At 59.9% G+C, this 26,052-nt stretch carries 20 protein-coding genes; 14 read left to right on the top strand and 6 right to left on the bottom strand.

Annotated elements, in window-relative coordinates:
• Nucleotides 1-27: 27 nt before the first annotated feature.
• Both ACP0KA_RS27395 and prfB read left to right on the top strand, forming a co-directional pair.
• Complete coding sequence (locus ACP0KA_RS27395; RefSeq protein ID WP_424632114.1) at nucleotides 28-2,520, top strand: penicillin-binding protein 1A; 2,493 nt, start codon at nucleotides 28-30, stop codon at nucleotides 2,518-2,520.
• 80 nt (nucleotides 2,521-2,600) lie between these two features.
• Nucleotides 2,601-3,732 (top strand): peptide chain release factor 2 gene (gene prfB, locus ACP0KA_RS27390; protein WP_424632113.1). Its coding sequence is split into 2 segments (ribosomal slippage): nucleotides 2,601-2,669 and nucleotides 2,671-3,732, totalling 1,131 coding nucleotides; the frame shifts between segments, so codons are not numbered across the junction.
• Nucleotides 3,733-3,743: 11 nt separating this feature from the next.
• Here the strand turns inward: prfB and ACP0KA_RS27385 are convergent.
• Together ACP0KA_RS27385 and ACP0KA_RS27380 are read right to left on the bottom strand one after the other, a co-directional pair.
• A complete protein-coding gene (locus ACP0KA_RS27385; protein WP_424632112.1) occupies nucleotides 3,744-5,099 on the bottom strand; it encodes a M23 family metallopeptidase in 1,356 nt (451 codons plus the stop codon).
• A 95-nt stretch (nucleotides 5,100-5,194) separates the two neighbouring features.
• Nucleotides 5,195-5,641: a peroxiredoxin gene (locus tag ACP0KA_RS27380; protein WP_424632111.1), complete on the bottom strand. Its 447-nt coding sequence runs from the start codon at nucleotides 5,639-5,641 to the stop codon at nucleotides 5,195-5,197.
• A gap of 506 nt (nucleotides 5,642-6,147) precedes the next feature.
• On the opposite strand from ACP0KA_RS27380, the gene ACP0KA_RS27375 reads away from it, so the two are divergent.
• Nucleotides 6,148-9,744: a DUF3971 domain-containing protein gene (locus ACP0KA_RS27375; protein ID WP_424632110.1), complete on the top strand. Its 3,597-nt coding sequence runs from the start codon at nucleotides 6,148-6,150 to the stop codon at nucleotides 9,742-9,744.
• Between the two features lie 74 nt (nucleotides 9,745-9,818).
• On the opposite strand, the gene tyrS is transcribed toward ACP0KA_RS27375, so the two are convergent.
• On the bottom strand, nucleotides 9,819-11,072 hold the full coding sequence (gene tyrS / locus ACP0KA_RS27370; protein ID WP_424632109.1) for a tyrosine--tRNA ligase: 1,254 nt from the start codon (nucleotides 11,070-11,072) through the stop codon (nucleotides 9,819-9,821).
• A gap of 81 nt (nucleotides 11,073-11,153) precedes the next feature.
• Between tyrS and ACP0KA_RS27365 the strand changes: the two genes are divergently transcribed.
• Both ACP0KA_RS27365 and ACP0KA_RS27360 read left to right on the top strand, forming a co-directional pair.
• Nucleotides 11,154-12,251, top strand: a complete 1,098-nt coding sequence (locus tag ACP0KA_RS27365) for an anhydro-N-acetylmuramic acid kinase (RefSeq protein ID WP_424632108.1) — start codon at nucleotides 11,154-11,156, stop codon at nucleotides 12,249-12,251.
• Nucleotides 12,252-12,455: 204 nt separating this feature from the next.
• A complete protein-coding gene (locus ACP0KA_RS27360) occupies nucleotides 12,456-13,130 on the top strand; it encodes a glutathione S-transferase family protein (protein ID WP_424632107.1) in 675 nt (224 codons plus the stop codon).
• 74 nt (nucleotides 13,131-13,204) lie between these two features.
• On the opposite strand, the gene ACP0KA_RS27355 is transcribed toward ACP0KA_RS27360, so the two are convergent.
• Nucleotides 13,205-13,852, bottom strand: a complete 648-nt coding sequence (locus tag ACP0KA_RS27355) for an alpha/beta hydrolase (protein WP_424632106.1) — start codon at nucleotides 13,850-13,852, stop codon at nucleotides 13,205-13,207.
• A 234-nt stretch (nucleotides 13,853-14,086) separates the two neighbouring features.
• Here ACP0KA_RS27355 and ACP0KA_RS27350 point away from each other — a divergent pair, with 234 nt between their 5' ends.
• From ACP0KA_RS27350 to ACP0KA_RS27315, 8 genes are all read left to right on the top strand, one after another.
• A complete protein-coding gene (locus ACP0KA_RS27350; protein WP_424632105.1) occupies nucleotides 14,087-15,247 on the top strand; it encodes a cysteine desulfurase family protein in 1,161 nt (386 codons plus the stop codon).
• A gap of 82 nt (nucleotides 15,248-15,329) precedes the next feature.
• Nucleotides 15,330-16,808, top strand: coding sequence for a Fe-S cluster assembly protein SufB (gene sufB / locus ACP0KA_RS27345; protein ID WP_424632104.1), 1,479 nt, complete (start codon nucleotides 15,330-15,332; stop codon nucleotides 16,806-16,808).
• Nucleotides 16,805-17,563 (top strand): Fe-S cluster assembly ATPase SufC, encoded by a 759-nt coding sequence (gene sufC, locus ACP0KA_RS27340; protein ID WP_424632103.1) that lies wholly within the window; start codon nucleotides 16,805-16,807, stop codon nucleotides 17,561-17,563. Before sufB ends, sufC begins: the two co-directional genes overlap by 4 nt.
• Before the next feature lie 12 nt (nucleotides 17,564-17,575).
• The gene (sufD, locus tag ACP0KA_RS27335; protein ID WP_424632102.1) at nucleotides 17,576-18,901 is read left to right on the top strand and encodes a Fe-S cluster assembly protein SufD; all 1,326 of its coding nucleotides are present in this window, start codon (nucleotides 17,576-17,578) and stop codon (nucleotides 18,899-18,901) included.
• A 2-nt stretch (nucleotides 18,902-18,903) separates the two neighbouring features.
• Nucleotides 18,904-20,145 carry a cysteine desulfurase gene (locus ACP0KA_RS27330; protein WP_424632101.1) on the top strand — a complete coding sequence of 414 codons (1,242 nt, stop codon included), beginning with the start codon at nucleotides 18,904-18,906 and terminating at the stop codon, nucleotides 20,143-20,145.
• Nucleotides 20,142-20,519: an SUF system Fe-S cluster assembly protein gene (locus tag ACP0KA_RS27325; RefSeq protein ID WP_424632100.1), complete on the top strand. Its 378-nt coding sequence runs from the start codon at nucleotides 20,142-20,144 to the stop codon at nucleotides 20,517-20,519. Before ACP0KA_RS27330 ends, ACP0KA_RS27325 begins: the two co-directional genes overlap by 4 nt.
• Before the next feature lie 76 nt (nucleotides 20,520-20,595).
• The gene (locus tag ACP0KA_RS27320; RefSeq protein WP_424632099.1) at nucleotides 20,596-21,003 is read left to right on the top strand and encodes a HesB/IscA family protein; all 408 of its coding nucleotides are present in this window, start codon (nucleotides 20,596-20,598) and stop codon (nucleotides 21,001-21,003) included.
• Nucleotides 21,003-21,575 (top strand): TfoX/Sxy family protein, encoded by a 573-nt coding sequence (locus ACP0KA_RS27315; RefSeq protein WP_424632098.1) that lies wholly within the window; start codon nucleotides 21,003-21,005, stop codon nucleotides 21,573-21,575. Before ACP0KA_RS27320 ends, ACP0KA_RS27315 begins: the two co-directional genes overlap by 1 nt.
• Here the strand turns inward: ACP0KA_RS27315 and ACP0KA_RS27310 are convergent.
• Both ACP0KA_RS27310 and ACP0KA_RS27305 read right to left on the bottom strand, forming a co-directional pair.
• Nucleotides 21,563-22,630, bottom strand: coding sequence for a GGDEF domain-containing protein (locus ACP0KA_RS27310; RefSeq protein WP_424632097.1), 1,068 nt, complete (start codon nucleotides 22,628-22,630; stop codon nucleotides 21,563-21,565). The genes ACP0KA_RS27315 and ACP0KA_RS27310 overlap by 13 nt on opposite strands.
• Before the next feature lie 141 nt (nucleotides 22,631-22,771).
• Entirely contained in the window at nucleotides 22,772-24,169 is a 1,398-nt protein-coding gene (locus ACP0KA_RS27305) for a DEAD/DEAH box helicase (protein ID WP_424632096.1), read from the bottom strand.
• Between the two features lie 337 nt (nucleotides 24,170-24,506).
• Between ACP0KA_RS27305 and ACP0KA_RS27300 the strand changes: the two genes are divergently transcribed.
• On the top strand, nucleotides 24,507-25,988 hold the full coding sequence (locus tag ACP0KA_RS27300) for a caspase family protein (RefSeq protein ID WP_424632095.1): 1,482 nt from the start codon (nucleotides 24,507-24,509) through the stop codon (nucleotides 25,986-25,988).
• Nucleotides 25,989-26,052: the final 64 nt, after the last annotated feature.

Here is a 26,052-nt window from a genome sequence, read left to right as displayed (position 1 = left end):
GCCGCACACTGGAACGGAAATCTGAAGATGCGGTTGCTGCTGCGGTTTATGGGCTTTTTGTTTGCTGCGGGAACGATCGTCTTTCTTGTTGGCGTCGCCGGTGTGGCCGGTCTGATCTGGCATTTCTCGAAAGATCTTCCCGACTATTCGCAGCTTCAGGATTATGAACCGCCGGTCATGACGCGGGTTCACGCCTCGGACGGTTCGTTGCTCGGCGAATACTCGAAGGAACGCCGGCTCTACTTACCGATCCAAGCCATTCCGAAGTCCGTCATCAACGCCTTCCTGGCGGCCGAAGACAAGAATTTCTACGAGCATGGCGGCATCGATTTCACCGGCATGGCGCGTGCTGCGCTGCTCTATGCGCAGAACTACGGTTCCAACCGCCGGCCGCAAGGCGCATCCACCATCACGCAGCAGGTTGCGAAGAACTTCCTGCTGACCAACGAAGTGTCGTTCACCCGCAAGATCAAGGAAGCTCTGCTGGCGATGCGCATCGAGCGCACCTACAGCAAGGACAAGATTCTTGAGCTCTATCTGAACGAAATCTATCTCGGTCTCGGTGCGTATGGCATCGCCGCTGCGTCGCTGGTCTACTTCGACAAGTCGGTCAATGAACTGACCGTGGCGGAAGCCTCGTATCTGGCCGCTTTGCCCAAGGCGCCAGCCGCGCTTCACCCCGTCCGTAACCGCGATCGCGCAATCGAGCGCCGCAACTACGTGATCGATCGCCTCGCTGAAAACGGCTGGATCAAGCAGTCTGATGCGGCCGCCGCTCGGAAAGAGCCGCTGGTCGTCACCAACCGCAGCAATGCAGCGCATATTTTCGCCGGCGAGTATTTCGCCGAAGAAGTCCGTCGCGACATCTTCGAGCGTTATGGCGAAAAGAAGCTGTACGAGGGCGGCCTGTCGGTGCGCACGACGCTTGACCCGAAACTGCAGATCATGGCGCGCAAGTCGATGGTCGCAGGTCTGGTTAACTTCGATGAGGCGCAAGGCTGGCGCGGCGCGCAGTCCAAGATCGATATCACCGGTGACTGGGGCGTAAAGCTCGCCGACGTCAAATCGCTCACGGACATCTCGCCCTGGCGCATGGCCGTTGTTCTGGAGACCAGTGATCAGTCGGCGCGGATTGGATTCCAGCCCGGCCGCGAACTCGGCGGCGCGGTGCTCAAGACACGCGAAACCGGGCTGATCACACTGGACGGCGTTCGGTGGGCGAAGGCTGCGTCCGGGCCGACGCGCTTCAAGACGCCGACCAATGTGACGCAAGTGCTTTCACCGGGCGATGTGATCTATGTCGATCCATTGCTGGCCAAGGACGGCAGCAAGGTCGAAGGACAGTACCGGCTCCGGCAGATCCCTGAAGTGTCCGGTGCGATGGTCGTGATGGACCCATGGACCGGGCGCGTCCTCGCCATGGTCGGCGGCTTCTCATTTGATCAGAGCCAGTTCAACCGCGCGACGCAGGCCTATCGTCAGCCGGGCTCGTCGTTCAAGCCGATCGTCTATTCGACGGCGATGGATAACGGCTACACGCCATCGACGGTCGTGGTCGACGCGCCGATCGAAATCGATCAGGGGCAGGGCGTCGGGGTGTGGCGTCCGGAAAACTATTCGACGGGAAAATATTACGGGCCGACGACGCTGCGGAATGCGCTCACCCGGTCATTGAATACGGTAACCGTGCGGCTCGCGCAGGACGTCGGCATGCCGTTGATCGCCGAATACGCCAAACGCTTCGGTGTGTACGATGAACTGCCGAACTATCTTTCGTACGCGCTCGGCGCGGGCGAAACGACAGTCATGCGCATGGTCACGGCATATTCAATGTTCGACAATGGCGGCAAGCGCGTGAAGCCCACGCTGATCGACCGTATCCAGGACCGCTACGGCCATACGATTTACAAGCACGATCAGCGTGAGTGCCGCGGCTGCGATGCGCCTGAGGGCTGGAAGAACCAACCCGAGCCGACGCTGGTGGATCGCCGTGAGCAGGTGCTGGATTCCATGACTGCGTACCAGATCACCTCCATGATGGAGAGCGTGGTGCAAAACGGTACGGCGACGGTCGTCCGCGACGTTGGCAAGCCGATCGCCGGCAAGACCGGAACCACCAACGACGAGAAGGATGCGTGGTTCATCGGATTCTCGCCGGATCTGGTTGTGGGGATCTACATCGGTTACGACAAGCCGCGGAACCTCGGCCGAGGCGGTACGGGCGGTCATCTGGCTGCGCCGGTCGCGAGGGATTTCCTGAAGCTTGCGCTCGCGGACAAGCCTGCGGTTCCGTTCCGCGTACCCGCCGGCATCAAGCTCATCCGCGTGGACGCCAAGACGGGAATGCGGGCAGGGCCGGGTGATACCGGCAGGACGATCCTCGAAGCCTTCAAGCCCGGGACTGCGCCGCCTGACAACTATTCGGTTATCGGAGTTGCGGATGCCGATGGCAGACCGCTGAGCGTCTCGCCCGATGCGGATCGCGCCATCATTCGTTCCGGGACTGGCGGCCTGTATTAGGTTGATTGCACTGGCCGCCGTCAGCCGTTACATCCCTTTCTTCGTTTGAATCGCGGCCCTTGCCGCAAGATGGAATTGTTATGCGTCCTGAAATTGAACGCCTTGTAGAAGAGATCAAGCAGTCAGTCGGGCTGCTGAGGAGGCATCTTTGACGTCGATGCCTCCACTGCACGTCTCGCTGAACTGAACAACCTCGCCGAAGACCCCAACCTCTGGAACGATCCGCAGAAAGCTCAGAAGCTGATGCAGGAGCGGACCTCGCTCGAGAATCAACTCACCGGCATCGTCAAGGTCGAGCGCGAGATCGAGGATCAGGTTGGCATGATCGAACTCGGCGAAGCCGAGAATGATGAAGGCGTCATCGCGGAGGCAGAGAACGCCCTGAAGGCACTGAAGAAAGATGTTGCCCGTCAGGAACTCGAAGCGCTGTTGTCAGGCGAAGCTGACGCCAATGACAGCTATCTCGAAGTTCACGCCGGTGCCGGCGGCACTGAAAGCCAAGACTGGGCTCAGATGTTGCTGCGCATGTACACGCGCTGGGCGGAACAGCACGGCTACAAGATCGAATATCTCGAAGAAACCGAGGGCGAAGAAGCCGGGATCAAGTCTGCGACGATCCAGATCAAGGGTCACAACGCCTACGGCTGGCTCAAGACCGAGGGCGGCGTCCATCGGCTCGTGCGTATTTCGCCATACGACTCCAATGCGCGGCGTCACACCTCGTTTTCGAGCGTCGCGGTGTTTCCGGTGGTCGACGATCGCATTCAGATCGACATCAAGGAGTCGGACGTCCGCACCGACACCATGCGGTCAGGCGGCGCCGGTGGTCAGCACGTCAACAAGACGGAGTCGGCGGTACGATTGACGCACATTCCGACGGGAATTGCGGTGGTCTGTCAGGCCGGCCGTTCGCAACACAAGAACCGCGCCCAGGCGTGGGACATGCTGCGTGCCCGGCTGTACCAGGTCGAGCTCAAGAAGCGCGAGGCACAGGCTGTCGCGGACCAGGCGGCCAAGACCGATATCGGCTGGGGTCACCAGATCCGCTCTTACGTGCTGCAGCCGTATCAGATGGTGAAGGACCTGCGCACGGGTGTGCAAACCTCAGACACCCAGGGCGTGCTCGACGGTGAGCTTGATGAGTTCATGGCGGCCACGCTGGCGCAAAAGGCTTTCGGCACGACACCGGGCGCAATCGAGGACGTCGACTAGGTTCTCGAAACTCAACCTTGTGCCAGGCGAACACCTGCGCGCAGGAACTTCTGCGGATCGACGGCTTCTCCGTCGACCCGGGTCTCGTAGTGAAGATGCGGTCCGGTTGAACGGCCCGTCGAGCCGACCTCGCCGATCACCTGTCCAATTTTGACGATCTCGCCAACCTTCACGTTGATCTGTGACAGGTGGCCGTAACGTGTTGATAGGCCATTGCCATGGTCGACTTCTACCATGCGTCCATAGCCGCCGGCCCATCCGGCATTGACGACCTTTCCGTTCGCGGTGACGCGGACCGGATCGCCGGTTGAGGCGCGAAAATCGAGGCCGGTGTGCATGGCCGGACGCCCCAGGAAGGGATCGCTGCGCACGCCGAAGCCAGATGAGAATTCGACGTTGCCGATTACGGGCTTGCGATACGGCACCAGCGAAAGCGTGCGGGTCAGCTTGTCGACCTGAGCGCGGCTGAGGTTGATACGATACACCTGCTTCTCGAAAGCGCCGGAATCGCCGGCCGGCGCCTTCAACGGCACGAACGGTCCGCCAACGCCGCCTTTGGGGGCCGCCGCTTCCAGTTGCGCCACGTTGAGGCCGAGGTCCGCGATCACCCCGCGCATCCGGCGTGCCCGCGAGTCGTAGCTGTCTTCCACTGAATTAAGCGCTGCGAGTTGGCGGTTTTCGATTTTGTCGAGACCGGCTTGCAAATTTGTCAGGACGCTATCGACGCCCTTGAGTTTCGCGAATTCCGTGTTGCGCGGATGCGCGATCTGCGGCGTGCGGGATTCCAGACGGGCTTCCCGATCCGGTGGAGCAACGAAGATCACGGTATCGTTGATGGGCGACGGCTTTGGAATTGCGGACGGACTGTCGTTCAGTTGCGACGCACGAGCGGGGGGCTTGCCGATGGATCCGGTGATGGAGGCGTCGGGCATGGCGTTGAGGGCGCTGGCCCGTGATTCGAGCAGCGCCTGCCGCCTCATGATCTGGTTGAGCTTCTGGTCGTATTGTTCCTGATCAAGAAGCTGTTTGCTGGTGGTGCGGTCGACACGTGCACGCAGTTCCGCGATGCGATCCTCGTAGGCGTACTGCATTTCGGCCTGACGGGCGATCAGGCGCGTCAAAACGTCATCGCGGAACGCGAAATATGTCGCCGTCGCTGCGGACCAGGCTCCCATGAGAATGATGGTGCCGGCGACAATCCAGAACACCACCGGTCCCAGCCGAACTTGCTTGCCGGCGTGGACGATGGTGTAGCCCTTGCGATCTGGGCGCGGGCGCGGAGGATGATGGCCATGGGCAGGGCGACGTTGATGGGCCCGGGCATGATCATGGTGTTCGGATGGTTGTGGGCCGGAACGGTACGACATCAGCACTCCTGCGCCGACCGGAGACTCGCCCGGTAGGCTCAATTCGAGGCTGATTTGAACTATCCATGGTTAATTTTCGGGAAATGGCGGCGGTTCTACAGGCTCCGGGCGGCAGCCAGAACCTCGTCGGCATGCCCCGGCACCCGCACTTTGGACCAGATGCGGGCGATTTTGCCCTCGCGGTCAATCAGAACCGTTGTTCGAATAATTCCCTCGAAAGTCTTGCCATACATGGATTTTTGTCCCCACGCTCTATAGGCGTCGAGCATGTCGTGTTCCTCATCCGACAACAGGGGGACGGTCAGTTGATGTTTGTCCCTGAAGCGCTCTTGCGCCTTCACGGGATCCGCCGAGACGCCCAGGACGGCTGTTTGGCTCGCGGCAAAGGCGCTGGCGAGCTTGCTGAAATCAGCCGCTTCCAGGGTGCAGCCCGGTGTGTCGGCCCGGGGATAGAAGAAGATCACGAGCTTGCGCCCCGAGTAATCCTTGAGCTTCACAGTTTGTCCCCCGTCGCGCGGGAGAGTGAAGGACGGCGCCTTCATGCCCTCCTGAAGAACGGAGGTCCCCGTCGCCTTTGGCTTTGCTGAGGTCGCCGGTTTTATGGCCGCCACGGAGGGCTTTGCGCCGGTCTTGGAGCCAGTCTTGGAAACAGCTTTGGAAACCTTGGTGCTCGTCTTTGCCGCTGCCGAAGCGCCTGCCTTGAGGGTTTTGCCAGGGGCTTTTGGGGAAGCTGCCGGGCCAGAAGCGGCGCTTTTAGAATTCTTCCGCGTTTTCTGGGACATACGCCTTCCTTTCGTCGCTTTCAGCGGGGCATCTAGGGAGTCGGGGGAGAGAGCGGCGACAAGCCATAGGTTGTTCTGCCGCTGGGCAAATCTGGCGTGTCCGGGCTATGGTGACAAGAGAATCTCATGTCCTTGAAAATCACCGGCCGAACAATAGCCAAAACAGCAATTTAGATTTGGCAGGATGCCAGACAATCGAGCAACTGCTTATTACCGACGCTTCGATGTCTGGCGGCAGCCAGGCTGATGACCAGCACTGAGAGGCAATGCCGAGCTCCGAGCCAAAAAAGGCCTATTCAAAGGCTGCTGATGAGCACATGAGCTGGCATGATCCCCGATGGGATCATGACGATGCCGCATGTGATCAAGCGCTGAAGCTTTTGAAGCGCCGAGGCATGGGGATGCATCGGCTGACCGATCCCGTGCGAGGATTGCGGCGCTGGCTGAGCGGGAGTGTCTGGATCGGACGCCTTGCAATCATCGTTGCGGTGTTCGGCGTTTTATCGGCAGCGGGATTTGGCGCGTTATGGCTGCGTCTTGGAGCGGGCCCGGTCAATCTCGATGTCATTACCCCCTGGCTCGCGTCGGCAATCGAACAAAATCTGGGACACGAACACACTGTCGAAGTTGGCGGTACGCAGATTGAGCGGGCCGGGCGGATTCGCATTGCGGTGCGGCTCAGAGATATTCTGGTGCGTGACCGTGATCACAACATCGTCGCCAGTGCACCGAAAGCTGAAGTCAGGCTGTCCGGGATGGCCCTTATCATGGGACAGCTCCGCGCCGAGACGCTCAGGCTCGTGGGCGCAGAGTTGTCCGTCCGGATTACGCCCGATGGACGCGTGATCGTATCGACGGGTCAAAGCAACAGCCCGCTCGCGACCGCGAAGGTTTCTGAGAAACCGGCCGCACCGGTGGCTCCGGGGCAGGAAGCTCCATCCCAAGCCGGAACCGCAGCGACGCCTTCGGCGACAGCCAATCCCAATGGTGCGGGCGGCTTGCTGGCGGCGATGGATTGGCTCGACGGCCTGAGCGCGAAAGGTCTGGATGGTCAGAGCCTGAATGAGATCGGCTTACGCAACGGTGTGTTGACGGTCGAGGACCAGCGCAGCGGTGGCCGTCTGACGTTCGAAAACATCAGCCTCAGCCTTCTGCGCCCGAGCGGTGGAGGGGCAGCGTTCAGCATCGGCGAGGAGGGTAAAAATCCGTGGCAGCTCAAGGTTGCCGTCGGTGCCCCGACCAATGGGGTCCGCTCCATCGATATCAGCGCAAGTAAAGTTCCGGCCAACAATCTGCTGTTGGCGGCTCGGTTGAAGAATTTCACCTACGCGGCGGATATGCCGTTGAGCGGAGCTTTGAAGGGTGAGATCGGCCGTGATGGCCTGCCGACCTACTTCCGGGGTGAGATCGTTGTCGGCAAGGGAACGATCGTTGATCTCAATGTTCCCGATTACCCGATGGCAATCGACTATGCCGACGCCAAGGTGGAATGGGATGCCGGACGACGCGTCATGGTCGCGCCGTTCCACGTTAACTCCGGCGCCAACCGGATCACCTTGCTGGCTCACCTGGAACCACCCAACGGCAGCGTACCGAACTGGCAGCTCGGTTTGAGCGGCGGAACGATTCTGCTCGCCGGTGAAAATGGTGACGACCCTGCGATCTTTAATCGAATTTCGATCCGGGTTCGCTTCGACACGGACAACAAGAAGGTCATCCTGACCCAGTGCGATATCAGCAACGGCGAGATTGGAATCGCAGGCTCGGGCAGCTTTGACTATGCGGGTGTTGAACCTCGGCTCACGCTTGGAATGGCTGCGACGCCGATGCCCGTTTCGGTGTTGAAAAAAGCCTGGCCGGTGCTGATCGTCCCTGAGGTTCGTGAGTGGATGATCGAGCGCGTCGACAAAGGAACGCTGCAGCGGCTGGACATTGCGGTGAATGCACCGATGCATACGCTCGTGCGCGGTGGTCCTCCGATCCCGGACGACGGCCTGTCGGTCAACTTCGCTGCGACGGGCCTGACAATACGGCCTGTTGACGAACTTCCATCGGTTCGCGATGCCGATATGAAAGGCCGCGTGAGCGGCCGGACCGTCAATGTGAACGTCGGCCAGGGACAGGTCGATACGCCTGCGGGGCGAAAGCTGACGATCTCCGACTTTCTCTTTGAAGTGCCGGACCTGGCGCCCAAGCCTGCTCCCACCCGTGTTCGCTTCCGTCTTGATGGTCCGGTACCGGCGGCAGCCGAAATTCTGCAGTCTGACCGGTTGCGGGACGTCGGCGATAAGCTGATCGATCCGAATTCCAGCAAGGGGACGGTCTCGGCGGTGATTACGCTGGCTATGCCGCTGAAGAACGCGTTGACCAAGGAAGATACGACCTACTCGGTCAATCTCGATCTCGGATCGCTCGCTGTCGATAAGCTGGCGATGAACCAAAAGCTCGAAGCGAATGCGCTGAAAATCGTCGCCGATAATCAGGGTTATCGGGTGAAGGGCGACGTCAAAATCGGCGGCCAGCCTGCAGCCCTGGATTATCGCAAAACCAGTGATGGTGACGCCGATGTCAAGCTGGCCGCGACGCTCGACGATGCCGCGCGTGCGCGTCTCGGCGTCGACCTCGGATCGAGCCTGAGCGGAGCCATTCCCATCAAGCTTTCCGGCAAGATCGGCAACGGCGATAACGACAACCGATTTGGCGTGGAAGCGGATTTGACCGCGGCTCGGATCGACAATCTGTTGCCGGGATGGACGAAGGTTGCCGGCAAGAACACCAAGATGACGTTCAACGTGATCCAGAAGCCCCAGGGAACGCGCTTTGAAGACATCGTTGTCGAGGGTAATGGCACGTCGATCAAAGGGGCGCTCGAGGTCGACGACAAGAACGATCTGGTCAACGCGTCCTTTCCAACCTTCGCTCCGTCGGAAGGGGACAAAGCGAGCTTGAAAGCCGAACGCGCAGCAGATGGGACGCTCAAGGTCACGATGCGTGGCGAGGTGTTCGACGGTCGATCATTCATCAAGGGGGCGATGTCCGGCAAGGACTCGAGCGCGAAGGAAAAGGCGAAGGGTTTTGACTTTGATATCGACGCCAAGCTGGGAGCGATCGCCGGTTTCTATGGTGAGGCGGTACGCGGTGTTGACCTGAAGCTTTCGCGGCGCAACGGGACAATCAAATCCTTCTCGTTGAACGGCAAGATAGGTCGCGACACGTCCGTGATCGGTGACCTTCGCGGCAAAGCGCAAGGCCGGGAAGTGATGTACCTGGAAACCAACGACGCCGGTGCATTTTTCCGCTTCACCGACACCTACGCCAAGATGACCGGCGGGAAGATGTGGCTCGCGGTCGATCCTCCGACGTCCGATACGACACCTCAGGAGGGCCTGCTGAACGTCCGTGATTTCCACATCAAGGGAGAGGCTGCTCTTGATCGCGTTGTTGCCAACGGACCAGGCATCAATCCGCAAGGTGTCGGATTCTCCGGCATGCGGGCCGAGTTCATCCGCCAGACAGGTCAACTGCGGATCAAGGACGGCGTGGTGCGCGGGCCGACGGTTGGCGCGACCATCGAGGGCAACATCGACTATACCGCCAACCAGGTGCGCATGAGCGGCACCTTCGTTCCGCTTTACGGTCTGAACAATATGTTCGGTCAGATTCCGATCGTCGGCTTGTTCCTCGGCGGCGGCAGCAACGAAGGCCTGATCGGCATCACCTATGAAGTGGTGGGGTCGCCGGGCGCACCTGTGCTGCGCGTCAATCCGATCTCCGCCATGGCGCCGGGCGTCTTCCGCAAGATTTTCGACTTCAACACCGGCAAGCAAAACGCGCCGACGGATTTCAGCACACCCAACAATTGACCATGAAAAACATGGTCGCGACGATGTCGGCGACCATGATGACGATGCTGCGTTAGAGCGGCCCCAGCGGCGCTTTAGACCGGCTTCAGCAGAACGTGCCGCTTGCGACCCATCGACAGTTTGATAACGCCTTCCGGCGTCAAATCTTTCGATGCCAGCACCATCTTCTCGTCCGTTACGGCTGTGTCGTTGACACGCAGACCGCCGCCCTTGATCTGACGCCGCGCTTCGCCATTTGACGTGACAAGTCCCGCTTGGACGAACAGTCCAAGCACTGCAACGCCACCTTCGAGTTCGGCTTTTGCAATTTCGAGCGTTGGAAGATCACCGGCGATCGCGCCTTCCTCGAACGTTTTGCGCGCGGTCTCCGCTGCTGCCTCGGCTGCGGCGCGGCCGCGAACCAGCGCGGTTGCTTCGGTTGCCAGAACCTTCTTGGCTTCGTTGATGTCCTGGCCACGCAGCGCTGCGAGCCGCGAAATCTCATCGAGCGGCAGCACAGTGAACAGCTTGAGAAAGCGTTCGACGTCGGCGTCCTCGGTGTTGCGCCAGAATTGCCAGTAATCGTAAGCGCTGAGCCGATCTTCGTTGAGCCAGATGGCGCCGGCCGCCGTCTTACCCATCTTGGCCCCATTGGCAGTGGTGAGCAGCGGAGAGGTCAGCGCGAACAACTGTGCGTTGGCCATGCGTCGGCCGAGGTCAATGCCGTTGACGATGTTGCCCCACTGATCCGAGCCGCCCATCTGCAGCACGCAGCCTGTGCGCTTGTGAAGCTCGACGAAGTCGTACGCTTGCAGGATCATGTAGTTGAATTCGAGGAACGACAGCTCGTGTTGCCGTTCGAGGCGCAGCTTGACCGAGTCGAACGACAGCATGCGGTTGACTGAGAAGTGCTTGCCGACGTCGCGCAGGAAATCGATGTAGTTGAGAGGCGCGAGCCAGTCGTTGTTGTTGACCATGACGGCATCAGTCTTGCCGTCGCCGAAGGTCAGGAATTTGTCGAACACCGTGCGGATGCCAGCGAGGTTCGCGGCGATATCGGCCTCGGTGAGGATTTTCCGGCTCTCGTCCTTGCCCGAGGGGTCGCCGACGCGGGTGGTGCCGCCGCCCATCAAAGCGATCGGTTTATGTCCCGTCTGCTGCATCCAGTGCAGCATCATGATCGGCAGCAGAGAGCCAACGTGCAGGGAGGGTGCGGTGCAATCAAACCCGATATATCCCGTGATCGGTCCCTTGGCGGCGAGCTCATCCAGCGCCTCTGGTTCCGAGACCTGATGGATGAAGCCCCGGCTTGCGAGGACGTTGAGGAAGTCGGATTTGTAGGCACTCATGCGGGCGCTCTGGCGATTTAGCGTTTTATAGAGGGGTGTGGTGTATCAGGTCCGGCGTCGGATTCAACCAAGGAGCGGCCCTTGCTGAAAGCCATTGGCCTCATGAGCGGAACGTCCCTGGACGGGGTCGACGTTGCATTGATCGAAACGGACGGCGAGCGCATCGGGGCTTTCGGTCCGACCGACTATCGGCGCTATTCAGATCAGGAGCGCGAACTGCTCCGGCGGGCGCTTGCGGACGCCGTGTCCATTTCAGAGCGCAACGAGCGCCCGGGTGCACTCTCCGAGGCCGAGCGGCTGATCACCGAGATCCATGCCGAGGTGGTGAAGCGCTTTCTTCAGAACAACAGTATTGCGCCAAGCGCGATCGATGTCGTCGGATTTCACGGCCAGACCGTGTTGCATCGTCCTGAACAAAGACTGACTGTGCAGATTGGCGATGGCGAAGCGTTGGCAAAGGCGCTCGGCATTCAGGTGGTGTTTGATCTGCGTGCAGCGGACGTCGCTGCCGGCGGGCAGGGGGCGCCACTCGTTCCGATCTATCATCGTGCGCTGGTGCAGATGCAGAAACGCTCGGAGCCCACAGTGGTGGTGAACATCGGAGGCGTCGCCAATGTCACCTACATCGACAATGAAACGCTGATCGCCTGCGATACCGGACCGGGTAACGCGTTGCTGGACGACTTCATGCTGCGCATGACGGGCGAAGCCGTCGATCGCGATGGCCGCACGGCGGCCAACGGCCGCGTCGATGAGACCTGGATTGCACGTGCGATGGAGCGTCCGTTCTTTTCCCAGCCTGCGCCGAAGTCGCTCGACCGCAATGATTTCGCGGCGCTTAAGCTGGATGGCGTCACGGCGGAAGATGGCGCCGCCACGCTGACCGCATTTACCGCGACATCCATCGCCCGCATCGCATCGCAATTGCCGAAGCCGCCGGCGACATGGATTGTCGTCGGCGGAGGCGCAAGCAATCCGACGTTGATGCGCATGCTGAGCGCGCGCCTTGGCTCCGTCGATGTCCTGCGCGGCAGCGATCTGGGATGGTCGGGCGACGCGATTGAAGCTCAGGCCTTTGCGTATCTCGCTGTCCGCAGCCTGAAGGGCCTGCCGCTGACTTACCCTGGAACGACAGGTGTCTCCCAACCGCTCAGCGGAGGCGTGCTCGCGAAACCGTGATTTTAATGCACCTGCATGAATCTTGACGCTCCACCATGGGGCGTCTAGAAAGATGCATCTGCATTAAAGCGAGTTTTGCATGCTTATCGGGGAAGCCATTTTCCTGGCAACACAGTTGCTCTTCAGCGTGAGGAGCGCTGCGCGCGTCACCCGTTGCCAAATGTTGAAGGCGCTCCGGCGTACCCGCAAAAGTGGAGCCGCGTGATGGTCGAGCCGCTCAAACTCGTCAGCCATAGACTGTGTCCTTATGTCCAGCGAGCTGTCGTCGCCCTGAAGGAAAAGGGCGTGCCGTTCGAGCGGATCGACATCGACCTGAACAACAAGCCTGATTGGTTTCTGAAAATCTCGCCGCTCGGCAAGACCCCGGTCTTGCTGGTGGGCGACAAGGCGATTTTCGAGTCTGCCGTGATCCTCGAGTACCTTGAGGAGACGCAGCCTAAACCTCTGCATCCAACGGACGCTGTCGCACGCGCGGAGCACCGGGCGTGGATTGAGTTCGGCTCTGCGGTTCTTGGCGATATCTGGGGCCTTGAGACCGCCAAGGATGAAGCGGCATTCAAAGCCAAGGTGAAGCAATCAGAGGAGCGGTTCGCGCGGCTCGAGGCGAGACTGGTCGCTGCGCCGTGGTTCGACGGCGAAGCCTTATCGCTCGTCGATGCGGTGTTTGCGCCGGCGTTTCGTTACTTCGATGTCTTCGATGAGATCGGCGATTTCGGCATCCTTGCCGGCAAGCCGAAGATCGCGCGCTGGCGCAAGAGCCTGCGCGAACGCGCGTCGGTGCGCGAAGCGGTCGGTGCGGATTACCCCGAGTTGCTGCGCGCATTCATGCGGAAGCACGATGCCTACCTGCTAAAACTCGAAGGCCAGGCCGCCGCCTGAGTGGGACGAGCGCCTGGCCGGAATTCAGTCGAGTTTTAAGCGACACGGAGGCTATCGCCTCCACGCGCGTGTTGTCAGCGGACGTTGGCGAGCCGCATGTCGAGATAAGACGTCACCGACTCCATCAGCGGTTCCATTTTCTCGACGAAGAAATGGTTGGCGCCAGGGATAATCTGTTGATCGATCACGATGCCCTTCTGCGTCTTCAGCTTTTCCACCAGCGTCGTCACGTCCTTTGCGGGAGCGACGATATCCTTCTCGCCGTGGACGATCAGGCCTGACGACGGGCAGGGCGCGAGGAACGAGAAATCATAACGGTTGGGCTCGGGCGCGATCGAAATGAAGCCTTCGACCTCGGGCCGGCGCATCAGGAGCTGCATGCCGATCCAGGCGCCGAACGAGAAGCCCGCAACCCAGCAGGCACGCGCCTCGGGATTGATGGTCTGGGCCCAGTCGAGCGCTGCCGCGGCATCCGACAATTCACCGGTTCCATGGTCGAACGAGCCCTGGCTGCGGCCAACGCCGCGGAAGTTGAACCGAAGGACCGAAAATCCACGCGCCACGAAGGCATAATAAACCTGATAGACGATCGGGTGGTTCATGTTGCCCTGGAACTGCGGATGGGGATGGAGAACCATCGCAATCGGTGCATTCTTCTGCTTCGCCGGGTGGTAGCGGCCTTCGAGACGGCCGGCGGGGCCGGTGAAAATGACTTCGGGCATCAGTCGTCCTTAGATGTGGTCAATCGACGGTGTCTGGTGAATCAGCCATGCAACAGATTGTCGATTGGCCTCGTTAGCGACCGGAGATCGGCGCGATGCGAATTTGATGCGGCGTTCTACCATGGGCCGAGGGGCAAAAAGCAAGCAAATTGAGCTTGGTAATCATAGATTAGGCATTGGTGGGCAGAGCGCGGATCCTCTGCTCTTAAGGACTTGGCAGGATTATCGAACGTGATGCGTGAACGGGTTTATCTGGATTGGAACGCAACGACGCCGCTGCGGCCCGAAGCACGAGCGGCGATGGTGGCGGCGTTCGATGTCGGCGGCAATCCATCGTCCATCCACAGTGAAGGCCGCGCCGCGCGCAAGCTTGTCGAAGACGCGCGGGCTGCAATTGCTGCGGCAACCGGGGCGGACGCGCGCAATGTGGTGTTCACCTCCGGGGGCACGGAAGCGAACATGCTGGCGCAGACGCCTGGCGTGCGCCGGGGGGGAGATCCGGTGCAGCGGCTGATCGTTTCCGCCATTGAGCACGCGTCGGCTTTGGTCGGCGGGCGCTTTCCGCGCGACCGGATCGAGATTGCACCGGTCAATTCGTCCGGGGTGGTCGACCTGGAGGCTCTTGCCAGCCTGCTCCATGATCAGCCGCCGGCGCTGGTGTCGCTCATGCTGGCGAATAATGAAACCGGGGCCATTCAACCGATTCTTGACGCTGCCGAGATGGTTCATGAAGCGGGCGGGTTGCTTCATGTGGACGCAGTGCCGTCTCTCGGAAAAATAGATATAAATATCAACGAATTGAAGTGCGATCTTCTGACGGCTTCTGCGCACAAGATCGGTGGTCCCAAGGGCGTCGGCGCGCTGGTGTTGGCAGAGGGCCTCTATGGGCTCGAGCCCCAGGTGCGCGGAGGTGGACAGGAACAGGGCCGCCGCGCAGGAACGGAGAATGTCGTAGGCATTGCGGGCTTCGGCGCGGCAACGCGCGCGGCCATGGTGTCACGTGACGCGAGCGCCAGCCGTATGAGGTCGCTTCAGCAGCGGCTGGAAGGCGGTCTCAGTGCCTTCCCCGGAACAGTGATCTTCTCCAACGAGGTTCCGCGGCTGCCGAATACGACGCTCGTTTCCGCATCCGGCCTCAAGGCGGAAACGGCTGTCATTGGGTTCGATCTGGAGGGCATCGCGGTGTCGTCCGGCTCGGCATGCTCATCCGGCAAGGTGCAGCCGTCGCACGTCCTGCAGGCCATGAAGGTCGATCGGGACCTCATTCAGGGAGCCATTCGCCTCAGTCTGGGCTGGGAGACCACTGAAGCGGACATCGATCGATGTCTAGAGGCTTGGAGAAAGCTCTCGAGTGTACTACTTAAAGCCCGAACACTCGGGCTTGAACAGTTCTAACCTTCGCGCATTGCGCGAGTGAGGCCTGAATACAACTTACGCGGTCCACCGCGGTCCTTGAAACCGCGAGCGGAGGATAAAGATGCCGGCCGTACAAGAGACGGTTGATCGGGTTCGCCAGATCGACGTCGATCAATACCGTTATGGATTCGAAACTCTGATTGAGACCGAGAAGGCCCCAAGGGGTCTCTCGGAAGACATCGTCAGATTCATCTCGGCCAAGAAGAACGAACCCGCCTGGATGCTGGAATGGCGTCTGGAAGCGTATCGTCGTTGGCTGACCATGGAAGAGCCGACGTGGGCGCGGGTGAACTACCCGAAGATCGATTATCAGGATCTGTATTACTACGCTGCGCCAAAGAAGAAGGCGCTGGCCTCGCTCGATGAGGTCGATCCGGAAATTCTGAAGACCTATGAGAAGCTCGGCATTCCGCTGCGTGAGCAGGAAATGCTGGCCGGCGTCGTGCGCCCCGAGGGTGAGCGCCGCGTCGCGGTCGATGCCGTGTTCGACTCTGTGTCTGTCGCCACCACGTTCCAGGCTGAGCTGAAGAAAGCCGGCGTGATCTTCATGCCGATCTCGGAAGCGATCCGCGAACATCCCGAGCTGGTAAAGAAGTATCTCGGCACGGTGGTGCCGACCTCCGACAACTATTTCGCGACGCTGAATTCGGCCGTGTTCTCCGATGGCTCGTTCGTCTACGTGCCGGAAGGCGTGCGTTGCCCGATGGAGCTGTCGACCTACTTCCGCATCAACGAGCGCAACACCGGCCAGTTCGAGCGGACGCTGATCATCGCCGACAAGGGCGCTTACGTCAGCTATCTCGAAGGCTGCACGGCTCCGCAGCGCGACGAGAACCAGTTGCATGCCGCCGTGGTCGAACTCGTCACGCTTGACGATGCCGAAATCAAGTATTCGACGGTGCAGAACTGGTATCCGGGCAACTCGGAAGGCAAGGGCGGCATCTACAACTTCGTCACCAAGCGTGGTGATTGCCGCGGCAAGAACTCCAAGATCTCCTGGACCCAGGTCGAGACCGGCTCCGCGATCACTTGGAAGTATCCGAGCTGCATTCTGCGCGGCGATAACTCGCGCGGTGAGTTCTATTCGATCGCGATTTCGAACGGTTATCAGCAGGTCGATTCCGGCACCAAGATGATCCATCTTGGCAAGAACACGACCAGCCGCATCATCTCGAAGGGCATCGCGGCGGGCGTTTCGCAAAACACCTACCGCGGCCTGGTGACAGCTCACCGCAAGGCGACCAACGCGCGCAACTTCACGGCGTGTGACTCGCTCCTGATCGGTGACAAGTGCGGCGCGCACACGGTGCCGTACATCGAAGCCAAGAACTCGTCGGCGCTGTTCGAACACGAAGCGACCACGTCGAAGATTTCGGAAGACATGCTGTTTTACTGCGTGCAGCGCGGTTTGAGCCAGGAAGAGGCGGTGGCGCTCGTCGTCAACGGCTTCGTCAAGGACGTGCTGCAGCAATTGCCAATGGAATTTGCGGTCGAGGCCCAAAAGCTGATCTCGATCTCGCTAGAAGGAAGTGTCGGATGACCGCGTTGCTTGAAGTCAGGGATCTGAAGGTTCAGGTCGAGGACAACGAGATTCTGCATGGGCTGAACCTCACCGTGAACGCGGGCGAGATTCACGCCATCATGGGACCGAACGGTTCTGGCAAATCGACGCTGAGCCACGTCATTGCCGGCAAGCCAGGCTACGATGTCACCGGCGGTGAGATCCTGTTCAAGGGCGAAGATCTGCTGGAGATGGCGCCGGATGAGCGTGCCGCCAAAGGCGTGTTCCTTGCGTTCCAGTATCCGGTCGAGATCCCGGGCGTTGCGACCATGACGTTCCTGCGCACCGCGCTGAACGCCCAGCGCAAGGCACGCGGTGAGAGCGAGTATTCGACGCCTGACTTCCTGAAGAAGGTTCGCGAAGTCGCGACCTCGCTGAACATTCCGCAGGACATGCTGAAGCGCGGCGTCAACGTCGGCTTCTCCGGCGGCGAGAAGAAGCGTAACGAAGTGCTGCAGATGGCGCTTTTCCAGCCGAGCCTGTGCATTCTCGATGAAATGGATTCGGGTCTCGACATCGACGCGCTGCGCGTTGCCGCCGACGGCGTCAATGCATTGCGCTCGAAGGACCGCGCGATGGTGGTGATCACCCACTATCAGCGACTGCTCAACTACATCGTTCCCGACTTTGTCCACGTGATGTCGAAGGGGCGCGTCGTGAAGAGCGGCGGCAAGGATCTCGCGCTTGAGCTGGAGAAATCCGGTTACGCGCAATTCGAAGACAAAGCGGCGTAAACAGGCATCAGTATGAACGTTGCATTGGTCAAACCGAACACGGAGCGTGCGCTCGACGAATTGTTCGCCGTGGCGCGTGACCGTTTGCCGGGAACAGGTCCTGTCGCGGAATTGCGGCAGAACGCCTTCGATGACTTTGCCAAGCGCGGATTGCCGCATCGTCGTCTCGAAGAATGGAAATATACCGATCTGCGCGCATTGCTGCGTGAGGTCGCACCGCTTGCGCCGGCTCCGGATCAGGCGGCGCTCACCCGCGCCGCTCAGTCAGTGAAGTCGCTCGGCATCGACAACACGCAGAAGTTCGTGCTGGTCGATGGCGTGTTCGCGCCGCAACTGTCCGATCTGAGCGGGCTCGACGCCGGCATCCATCTGCGGACGCTGCGCGAGGTGCTCGAAGATTCCACCAACAAGGTTCGCGCCGATCTGCTGCAGACCAGCGTGGCTTCGGATGCGATGATCTCGCTCAATGCCGCCATGGCGACCGATGGGCTTGTGATCGACGTCGCCGAAGGCGCGGCGCTCGCGAAGCCGATCCACATTGTTCACGTCGCGACCAACTCGGGCACCTCCGCCTTCACCCGTTCGCTGGTAAAGATCGGCAAGGGCGCAAAGGTCACCCTCGTCGAGAGCTTTGCCGCGGCCGATGGCACAAAGGGCTACCAGGCCCATGACTCCGTCGTGGTCTGGAGCGGCGATGATGTCGAGATCGAGCATGTGCGTGTGATGGAAGATGCCCGTGATGCGGCGAACATCACCACGGCGATCTTCACGCTCGGTGCCAACACCAAGCTGAATACGTTCAATCTCACCAACGGCGCCAGCGTGAGCCGCTATCAAGCTTTCATCACCTTTGGTGGCGAAGGCGGGACGTTGGCCACGAACGGCGTCAATCTGTTGGCTGGCACCCGTCACGGCGATACCACCCTGGTGGTCGACCATGCGGTGCCGCACTGCGCGAGCCGCGAAGTGTTCCGATCCGTACTGGATGATCGGGCTCATTCGGTGTTCCAGGGACGCATCATTGTTCGTCCTGACGCGCAGAAGACCGACGGCAAGATGATGACCCGGGCGCTGCTGCTCTCCGATGAAGCGGAAGCCAGCAACAAGCCTGAACTCGAAATCTTCGCCGACGACGTCACCTGCGGTCACGGCGCGACAACCGGCGCCCTTGATGAGAGCCTGCTGTTCTATCTGCGCGCGCGTGGTTTGCCTGAAAAGGAAGCCCAGGCATTGCTGATTGCGGCGTTTGTGGGCGAGGCGATCGAATCCATTGTCGACGACAATCTGCGCGACATCGCAATTGCTGCCGCTGATCGATGGCTGGCAGCGCGAGGATAATCATGCATCCGGCAGTGGCAAATGGTTCATATGATGTGGAGCGTGTCAGACAGGACTTTCCGGCACTCGCGCTGAAAGTCTACGGCAAGCCGCTGGTCTATCTCGACAACGCAGCCTCCGCGCAGAAGCCGAATGCCGTGCTTGATCGTATGGCAGAGGCGTACAAGAGCGAATACGCCAACGTCCATCGCGGGCTGCATTATCTCGCCAACGCCGCGACCGACGCTTACGAAGGCGGGCGGTCACGCGTGGCGCAGTTTCTCAATGCCAGGCGCAATGAGGAAATCATCTTCACGCGCAATGCCACCGAGGCCATCAACCTCGTGGCATCGTCGTGGGGTGAGCCCAATATCAAAGAGGGCGACGAGATTGTGCTCTCGATCATGGAGCATCACTCGAATATCGTTCCTTGGCACTTTCTGCGCGAACGCCATGGTGCCGTGATCAAGTGGGCGCCGGTCGATGATGAAGGTAACTTTCTCATTGAGGAATTCGAGAAGCTGCTGACGGCGAAGACCAAGCTTGTTGCCATCACGCAGATGTCGAATGCGCTCGGGACCGTCGTTCCGGTGAAGGACGTCGTGAAGATTGCACATGCGCGGGGCATTCCTGTGCTCGTCGACGGCAGCCAGGCGGCCGTGCACATGGCGATCGACGTGCAGGACATCGATTGCGATTTCTATGTCTTCACCGGCCACAAGCTTTACGGCCCGACCGGTATCGGTGTGCTGTATGCGAAATACGATCACCTCGTCGCCATGCGTCCATACAACGGCGGCGGCGAGATGATCCGCGAGGTGGCGAAGGACTGGGTCACTTACGGTGATCCTCCGCATAAATTCGAAGCGGGAACTCCGGCCATTGTCGAGTCCATTGGGCTTGGTGCTGCGATCGACTACGTGAATTCGATCGGTAAGGAACGCATCGCCAAGCATGAGCACGATCTGCTCACCTATGCGATGGATCAACTGCGCGAGATCAATTCTGTCCGCATCATCGGTACGGCGCGCGGCAAGGGACCCGTCATCTCGTTCGAGATGGAAGGGGCGCACCCACATGATGTCGCAACGGTAATCGATCGCGGCGGCATTGCGGTTCGGGCAGGGACGCACTGCGTTATGCCGCTTTTGGAGCGATTCAACGTAACAGCCACATGCCGGGCCTCATTCGGCATGTATAATACGCGCAGCGAGGTCGACCAGCTTGCGCAGGCGCTGATCAAGGCGCGGGAGCTCTTTTCATGAGTGAGACCATTCAGGCATCTGAAGCCCAGCCACGGTTTGATACGCAATCGGCGTTGCCGACTGAAGAGACGGAACGTCTCGGCACCGACATCGTTGCAGCGTTGAAGACCGTGTTCGACCCGGAAATCCCGGCCGATATTTACGAGCTTGGTCTGATCTACAAGGTCGATATCAAGGACGATCGATCTGTCGATGTGCAAATGACGCTCACGACGCCAAATTGTCCGGCTGCTGGTGAGCTGCCGACCATGGTTGAGAACGCCGTGGCGAGTGTGCCGGGCGTTGGTCCAGTGAGCGTGAACGTGGTCTGGGAGCCGACTTGGACGCCTGACCGGATGTCGGACGAGGCCCGCCTCGTCCTCAACATGTGGTGAGTTGAAGACGTTTACGATTCGGCATCTAATCTAATCTGGACGTCGTCGGCATTGAAACGCCGAGGGAAGTGACCAAATGACAGCTATGACGCCGAACAGCACCATGTCAGCCAAACCGAAGGTTCGTCCCCGTCCGCAGGTGATGCGTTTGACGGACGCTGCCGCAGAGCGTGTGAAAGAGCTTGCCGGTCGTGCAGACTCCGAAATCGTCGGCTTGCGGGTCGGCATCAAGAACGGCGGCTGCGCCGGTCAGTCTTATACTGTTGAGTATGCCCATGAGGTCCGGCCGACCGATGAGGTCGTTGAGGACAAGGGCGTGAAGATCCTGGTCGATCCCAAGGCGGTGTTGTTCCTGCTCGGGACCGAGATGGATTACAAGGCGGACAAGATGCAGGCGCAGTTCGTCTTCAACAATCCAAACCAGATCAGTGCTTGCGGCTGCGGCGAGTCGGTTCAGCTCACGCCGGCCAAGATCGACGGCTAATGGTGTCCGGTCCGGCCATGGACCGCGACTATCTTGTCGATCTCTTCTCTCAATTCGGATTTATCGCTCTTCGCCGCATGTTCAGCGGCTATGGCATCGTCGCCGATGGCGTGAACTTCGCCATGGCGCTGAGAGCCGGCATTATTTTCAGGGTCGATGATCAGACCGTCGCCCGGTACGAGGCCGAGGGCGCCGAGCCCTTCCAGTACGACACCAAAAACAAAACGATCGTTGTGAAGTCCTATCGGCATCTGCCGGAACGGCTTTATGACGATCCGGAAGAGCTTGCGGTGTGGGCTCGCGAAGCTGTCGAAGCAGCCAAGCGCGCGGCAGCCAAGAAGTCAGGCGTGAAAAAGAAGCCCGCGAAATCCAAATCTGCGAAATCCAAATCTGCGAACTCGAAGCCGACGAAACCAAAGTCCGAGGTCTTGAAGCCAACAAAGAAGACCAAAAAGACGGCGTCGCGGACGATGGCTGCGAAGCGCAGGACATCCAGCCGCGCTGCCAAAAAGAAAGCCGGACATAAAAAAGCCGGTCGAAAGACCGGCGGGAGAAAGTCTCAGGCGACCTGAATGCGGTCGTTGGGAGAGAACTCCGGATCCGCTTCGCAGATCACGCGATTGCGGCCGTTGCGTTTGGCCGCATAGAGACAGGCATCCGCCCGTTCGATGAAGCTGTCAGTGTCGTCACCGGACTGCAGCATTGACACGCCGACGGAGATGGTGACGCGGCCGAGAATTTCACCGGTCGATTTCTTCTTGAGCTGTTTCGACATCACGGCGCGGCGAATGTGGTCGGCGACCGTCAGCGCCTGACGAAGCGCTGTATTCGGGAGCACCACGGCAAACTCTTCCCCGCCATAGCGCGCGGTAATGTCCTGACCCTTGATGGTCTGTTTCAACGACATCGCCACCAGACGCAGCACCTGATCGCCCGTCAGGTGACCATAATTGTCGTTGAAGGACTTGAAGTGGTCGATGTCGAGCATCAACAAGGACAACGGCTCGCTGGTCTGTGTCGCATGTGCGACTGCGCTTTCAATGGCGCGGTCGAAGTACTTGCGATTGCCCAGCGATGTCAGCGGATCGGTGAGGCTCTCGGTCCGGATAGCTTCAAGGCTGTGCTGGAGATTGGAGATTTCCTGCTTCGACACCATCAAGCGCGATTCAAGCGCCCGATTGGTTTCCTGCATCTCCCGTGTGGAAGCGACCAGCGCCTCGACGACGGCTTTGACCTGGCTGATATCCTTGGCGCTGGTAAGCTTCTGTGTCGCCCCATCAAGGCTGTTGCCGAAGGTCGCGGTCATTCCCAGCGCATCGGTGATGAGGGACATCACATCGTCGATCTCGCTGATGACGCGCGAGCCAACCTTGTCGATGCGCTCAGTGGTGCGGATCTGGGAAAGATAGGTCTCGTAGATCTGATCGAGATCGGATTCGGTCAGCTTGCCGTTACGGGCCAGCGTTTCATTGATGATCTTGTTGAGGGCACTGTTGTAGCCGGTCGCGTAGACGTACCAGATCTCGTAATTGCGAGGCACAGCTGTCTGGCGCAAGGATCTAATTTGACCCAAAGCGACCTCAGCGAACGCCATGGTGCGTTCATGCTCTTCCAGAAGGCCAATCACGTTCTGTGTCCCCAAGGCGGCGTGACGCCAGCCTCACCCATCGCGAAATACTAAAGTATCAAGCGCAAACTAGGCGAGGAGAGTGAACGACCCGTAAACGAACCGTTAGGGCGATGACGATTCCCGGGGGACAGAGAGAAGTTAACCGCGGGCGCGGATAGGCCGGAGAAGAAACGCGGGAAGGTGGGAATGGTCGCCTGGCTCGGAAAACTGCTCGCGGGAGGCTGCTGCCGGCCGGACTCGTCCAATAGACGGTGGCTGTTGCGGTGCGGCAACGGCCTCTGGACGTTGGGAGCCTTCCGGACGCGGAGACTTGTTTCGGCCGCCCCGTGATCTTTCGCGGCGCGGCTTGCGATCGCCTGAAGCTTTTTCCCCGTCTGACGCGGGGACGGGAGAAGCCTCCGCGGACACGATGTGATTGGTTTCGGTCCGGGCAATTGGTTGGCCAATCAGCTTTTCGATGGCGAGGAGGGATTTCTGGTCCGAGGGGCTGACGATTGAAATGGCGGTCCCAAGGCGTCCGGCGCGGCCAGTGCGGCCGATGCGGTGGACGTAGTCGTCCGGATGGTGAGGCACGTCGAAATTGAAGACGTGGCTGACTTCAGGGATATCGAGGCCGCGAGCGGCGACGTCGGATGCGACCAGCAAAGGCAGTTCGCCTTTGCGGAATTGATCGAGCGCCGTCATGCGAGCCGACTGGTCCATGTCGCCGTGAAGGGCGGCGGCGCCGAAGCCGTGTTTCTGCAACGAGCGATGCAGCAAAGCCACCTCGCGTTTCCGATTGCAGAAGATGATTGCGTTCTTCAGGTCTTTGGCTTCACGCAGCAACTGCCGGAGAACTTCGCGCTTTTCGTGGGGTTCGCGGCCGACGCTGACTTGGGATTGCGTAACGGTCACAGCAGTGGAAGCAGGTTTGGAAACTTCGACCTTTTCAGGATTGTGCAGGAAGGTCTCTGTAATGCGGCGAATTTCAGAAGGCATCGTGGCCGTGAAGAACAGGGTCTGCCGGGTGAAGGGGACCAGTTTGCAGATCCGTTCAATGTCCGGAATGAAGCCCATGTCCAGCATACGGTCGGCTTCGTCGATCACCAGCAATTCGACACCGGTGAGCAGCAGGCCGCCGCGTTCGGTGTGGTCGAGCAACCGGCCGGGCGTTGCGATCAACACGTCAACGCCGCGCATCAGCTTGACGTCCTGATCGCCGAAAGAGACGCCGCCGATCAGAAGCGCGACGTTCAGTTTTTGGCCGGCGCCGTACTTATCGAAGTTCTCCTTGACCTGCGCTGCGAGCTCGCGCGTCGGCTCCAGAATAAGGGTGCGGGGCATTCTCGCCCGGGCGCGGCCCTTTTCCAGCAGGGTCAGCATCGGAAGCACGAAAGCCGCGGTCTTGCCGGTGCCGGTCTGGGCGATACCGAGCACATCGCGGCGAGCCAGGACGTGGGGAATGGCTTTTTCTTGGATGGGAGTGGGAGTGGTGTAACCAGTGGCCGCTACAGCAGCTAGGACCTTGTCGGAAAGGCCGAGATTGGAAAAGGACATTGAGCCTCTAATCGAAATCGCCGTTCCGATTTTGGAATAGCTGTCGCGCTCAACCCCGGAACGGCACGCTTTTTTATGGCACGGGGAGGATAAAAATTCGCTGACAGGCGACCGACCAGGCTATCACGTGTCGATTCTGGCCGCGTTGCAGCGAAACATAGGCTTGAAACCGCCAAAGTCAATGAATTTGACGGCAAAATCAGAAAAAAGCTTAATACGACAATAAGTTGACAGGTTCCAGACCCTTCAAAATGTTCATGAACTCCGTCCCGGTTCCAGGCGACTATGCCATAGTGGACGGGTAGGGGTCGTAATTGCACGGCTTGGGGGCACAACCATGAAGCTCTGGATCAGAACAGCGTTTCTCCTCGCTGCGGTCATCGCCGTCGCGGCCCTGTGCAATACATCGGCCCACGCTGAGAAGCGTGTGGCACTGGTCATCGGCAACAACGATTACCGCAACGTTCCGCCATTGCGGAAAGCTGTGAATGACGCGCGGACCATGAGCGATGCGCTCAAGCAGCTTGGATTCACCGTTCTGTTTGCTGAGAACCAGACGCGGCAGGCTTTCAGTGAAACGATGCTGGCCTTCGACAAGGTGCTGGAGCCAGGGGATACCGCGTTTGTTTTTTTTGCCGGACATGGGTTCGAGATCAACGGCCAGAATTATCTTCTGCCGACTGACATCGCCGCGGTGACGGAGGGGCAGCAGGAATTGATCCGCGACGGCGCGTTTGCCGCGGAGAGGTTGATTTCACGCGTGCAGGCGAGAGGCGCGCGGACATCGATTTTCGTCTTCGACGCCTGTCGCAACAATCCATTCGAGGCGACAGGCACGCGCGCGATCGGTGGGAGCGGCGGTCTCGCCGCAATGAATCCGCCGGAAGGTGTCTTCGTGGTGTTCTCGGCCGGGGCCAAGCAGACCGCGCTGGACCGGCTGAACGATGGCGATCCCAATCCCAATTCGGTGTTCACCCGAAACTTCGTTCGTGAGCTTTCCCAGCCGGGCCTTAATCTCGTGCAGATCGCCAAGCGCACGCAGTCCGATGTCCGGCAGATGACCGTTGCCGTGAACAGGATGCAGACACCGGCGTATTACGATCAGATCGTCGGCGATTACGTTCTGAAGCCTGCCAAGGACGGGGAGCGGACGATCGAAGTGTTGCCGCAGCTGGCCGCGCTGCCCATCGCCCCGCCGCCACCGATCATCAACGATTCCGGCAATGCGCCGATCGCGAGCTTCATGCGGCACAATGGTGGATGGTCGATCTCTTTCTCCATCGCAGATCCGACGCTGGCGATTTCATGGCGGCTCGGTGAAAGCGGAGAATTCAAGGAGACGGGATTCCTGGATTCATTCGATCCACGCACACGGCGGCGGATGCCCAATCCATCGATTGAACTGCCCAGCGATGCGCCGGCTGCGACGATCCAGGTGCGCTATGTCGATCCGATGGGGCAAATGCAGGGGCCGTATCCGATCAAGTTCGATCCCGAGGCCGCGCTGATCAACAGCCATCGCAAATTGTTGGACATGACCTCGACGAGCTGGCTGTCCTTCGGCGGCTATAATTCGCCGCTGGTCTATTTCACCCAGATCTTCTCGTATCGCTGCGCGATCCGCGAAATGCGCATTGGTATCGATACGACGGTGCCTGACAAGCTTGTCAAAGTGCCGCCCTGCAATCCCAAGGATCCGTCGGCCATTCCCGATAGTCCGCCGTCGTATATGAAAATTCCCGCCGCCACGCGATCTGTCTCGGTCGAGCTGACGTATCAGGACGGCAGCCTCTCCGAGATCAAGAACTTCCGTAAATAGACAGACCGGACACTTCGCGCGATGACGCAGGATCTTTCTGCATCATCTCAACGTGCCTGCGATC

The sequence above is a fragment of the Bradyrhizobium sp. SYSU BS000235 genome, from assembly GCF_049747295.1.
Lineage (GTDB): Bacteria > Pseudomonadota > Alphaproteobacteria > Rhizobiales > Xanthobacteraceae > Afipia.
Note: the sequence above shows the minus strand (reverse complement) of the source record. Positions and strands in the feature narration are given on the sequence as shown.

What these genes read in the sequence shown, in the direction of transcription:
- ACP0KA_RS27395 (WP_424632114.1), top strand. Translation starts at nt 28, where the DNA reads ATGCGGTTGCTGCTGCGGTTTATGGGCTTTTTGTTTGCTGCGGGAACG.
- ACP0KA_RS27385 (WP_424632112.1), bottom strand. Translation starts at nt 5,099, where the DNA reads ATGTCGTACCGTTCCGGCCCACAACCATCCGAACACCATGATCATGCC.
- ACP0KA_RS27380 (WP_424632111.1), bottom strand. Translation starts at nt 5,641, where the DNA reads ATGAAGGCGCCGTCCTTCACTCTCCCGCGCGACGGGGGACAAACTGTG.
- ACP0KA_RS27375 (WP_424632110.1), top strand. Translation starts at nt 6,148, where the DNA reads ATGCCGAGCTCCGAGCCAAAAAAGGCCTATTCAAAGGCTGCTGATGAG.
- tyrS (WP_424632109.1), bottom strand. Translation starts at nt 11,072, where the DNA reads ATGAGTGCCTACAAATCCGACTTCCTCAACGTCCTCGCAAGCCGGGGC.
- ACP0KA_RS27360 (WP_424632107.1), top strand. Translation starts at nt 12,456, where the DNA reads ATGGTCGAGCCGCTCAAACTCGTCAGCCATAGACTGTGTCCTTATGTC.
- ACP0KA_RS27355 (WP_424632106.1), bottom strand. Translation starts at nt 13,852, where the DNA reads ATGCCCGAAGTCATTTTCACCGGCCCCGCCGGCCGTCTCGAAGGCCGC.
- ACP0KA_RS27350 (WP_424632105.1), top strand. Translation starts at nt 14,087, where the DNA reads ATGCGTGAACGGGTTTATCTGGATTGGAACGCAACGACGCCGCTGCGG.
- sufB (WP_424632104.1), top strand. Translation starts at nt 15,330, where the DNA reads ATGCCGGCCGTACAAGAGACGGTTGATCGGGTTCGCCAGATCGACGTC.
- sufC (WP_424632103.1), top strand. Translation starts at nt 16,805, where the DNA reads ATGACCGCGTTGCTTGAAGTCAGGGATCTGAAGGTTCAGGTCGAGGAC.
- sufD (WP_424632102.1), top strand. Translation starts at nt 17,576, where the DNA reads ATGAACGTTGCATTGGTCAAACCGAACACGGAGCGTGCGCTCGACGAA.
- ACP0KA_RS27330 (WP_424632101.1), top strand. Translation starts at nt 18,904, where the DNA reads ATGCATCCGGCAGTGGCAAATGGTTCATATGATGTGGAGCGTGTCAGA.
- ACP0KA_RS27325 (WP_424632100.1), top strand. Translation starts at nt 20,142, where the DNA reads ATGAGTGAGACCATTCAGGCATCTGAAGCCCAGCCACGGTTTGATACG.
- ACP0KA_RS27320 (WP_424632099.1), top strand. Translation starts at nt 20,596, where the DNA reads ATGACAGCTATGACGCCGAACAGCACCATGTCAGCCAAACCGAAGGTT.
- ACP0KA_RS27315 (WP_424632098.1), top strand. Translation starts at nt 21,003, where the DNA reads ATGGTGTCCGGTCCGGCCATGGACCGCGACTATCTTGTCGATCTCTTC.
- ACP0KA_RS27305 (WP_424632096.1), bottom strand. Translation starts at nt 24,169, where the DNA reads ATGTCCTTTTCCAATCTCGGCCTTTCCGACAAGGTCCTAGCTGCTGTA.
- ACP0KA_RS27300 (WP_424632095.1), top strand. Translation starts at nt 24,507, where the DNA reads ATGAAGCTCTGGATCAGAACAGCGTTTCTCCTCGCTGCGGTCATCGCC.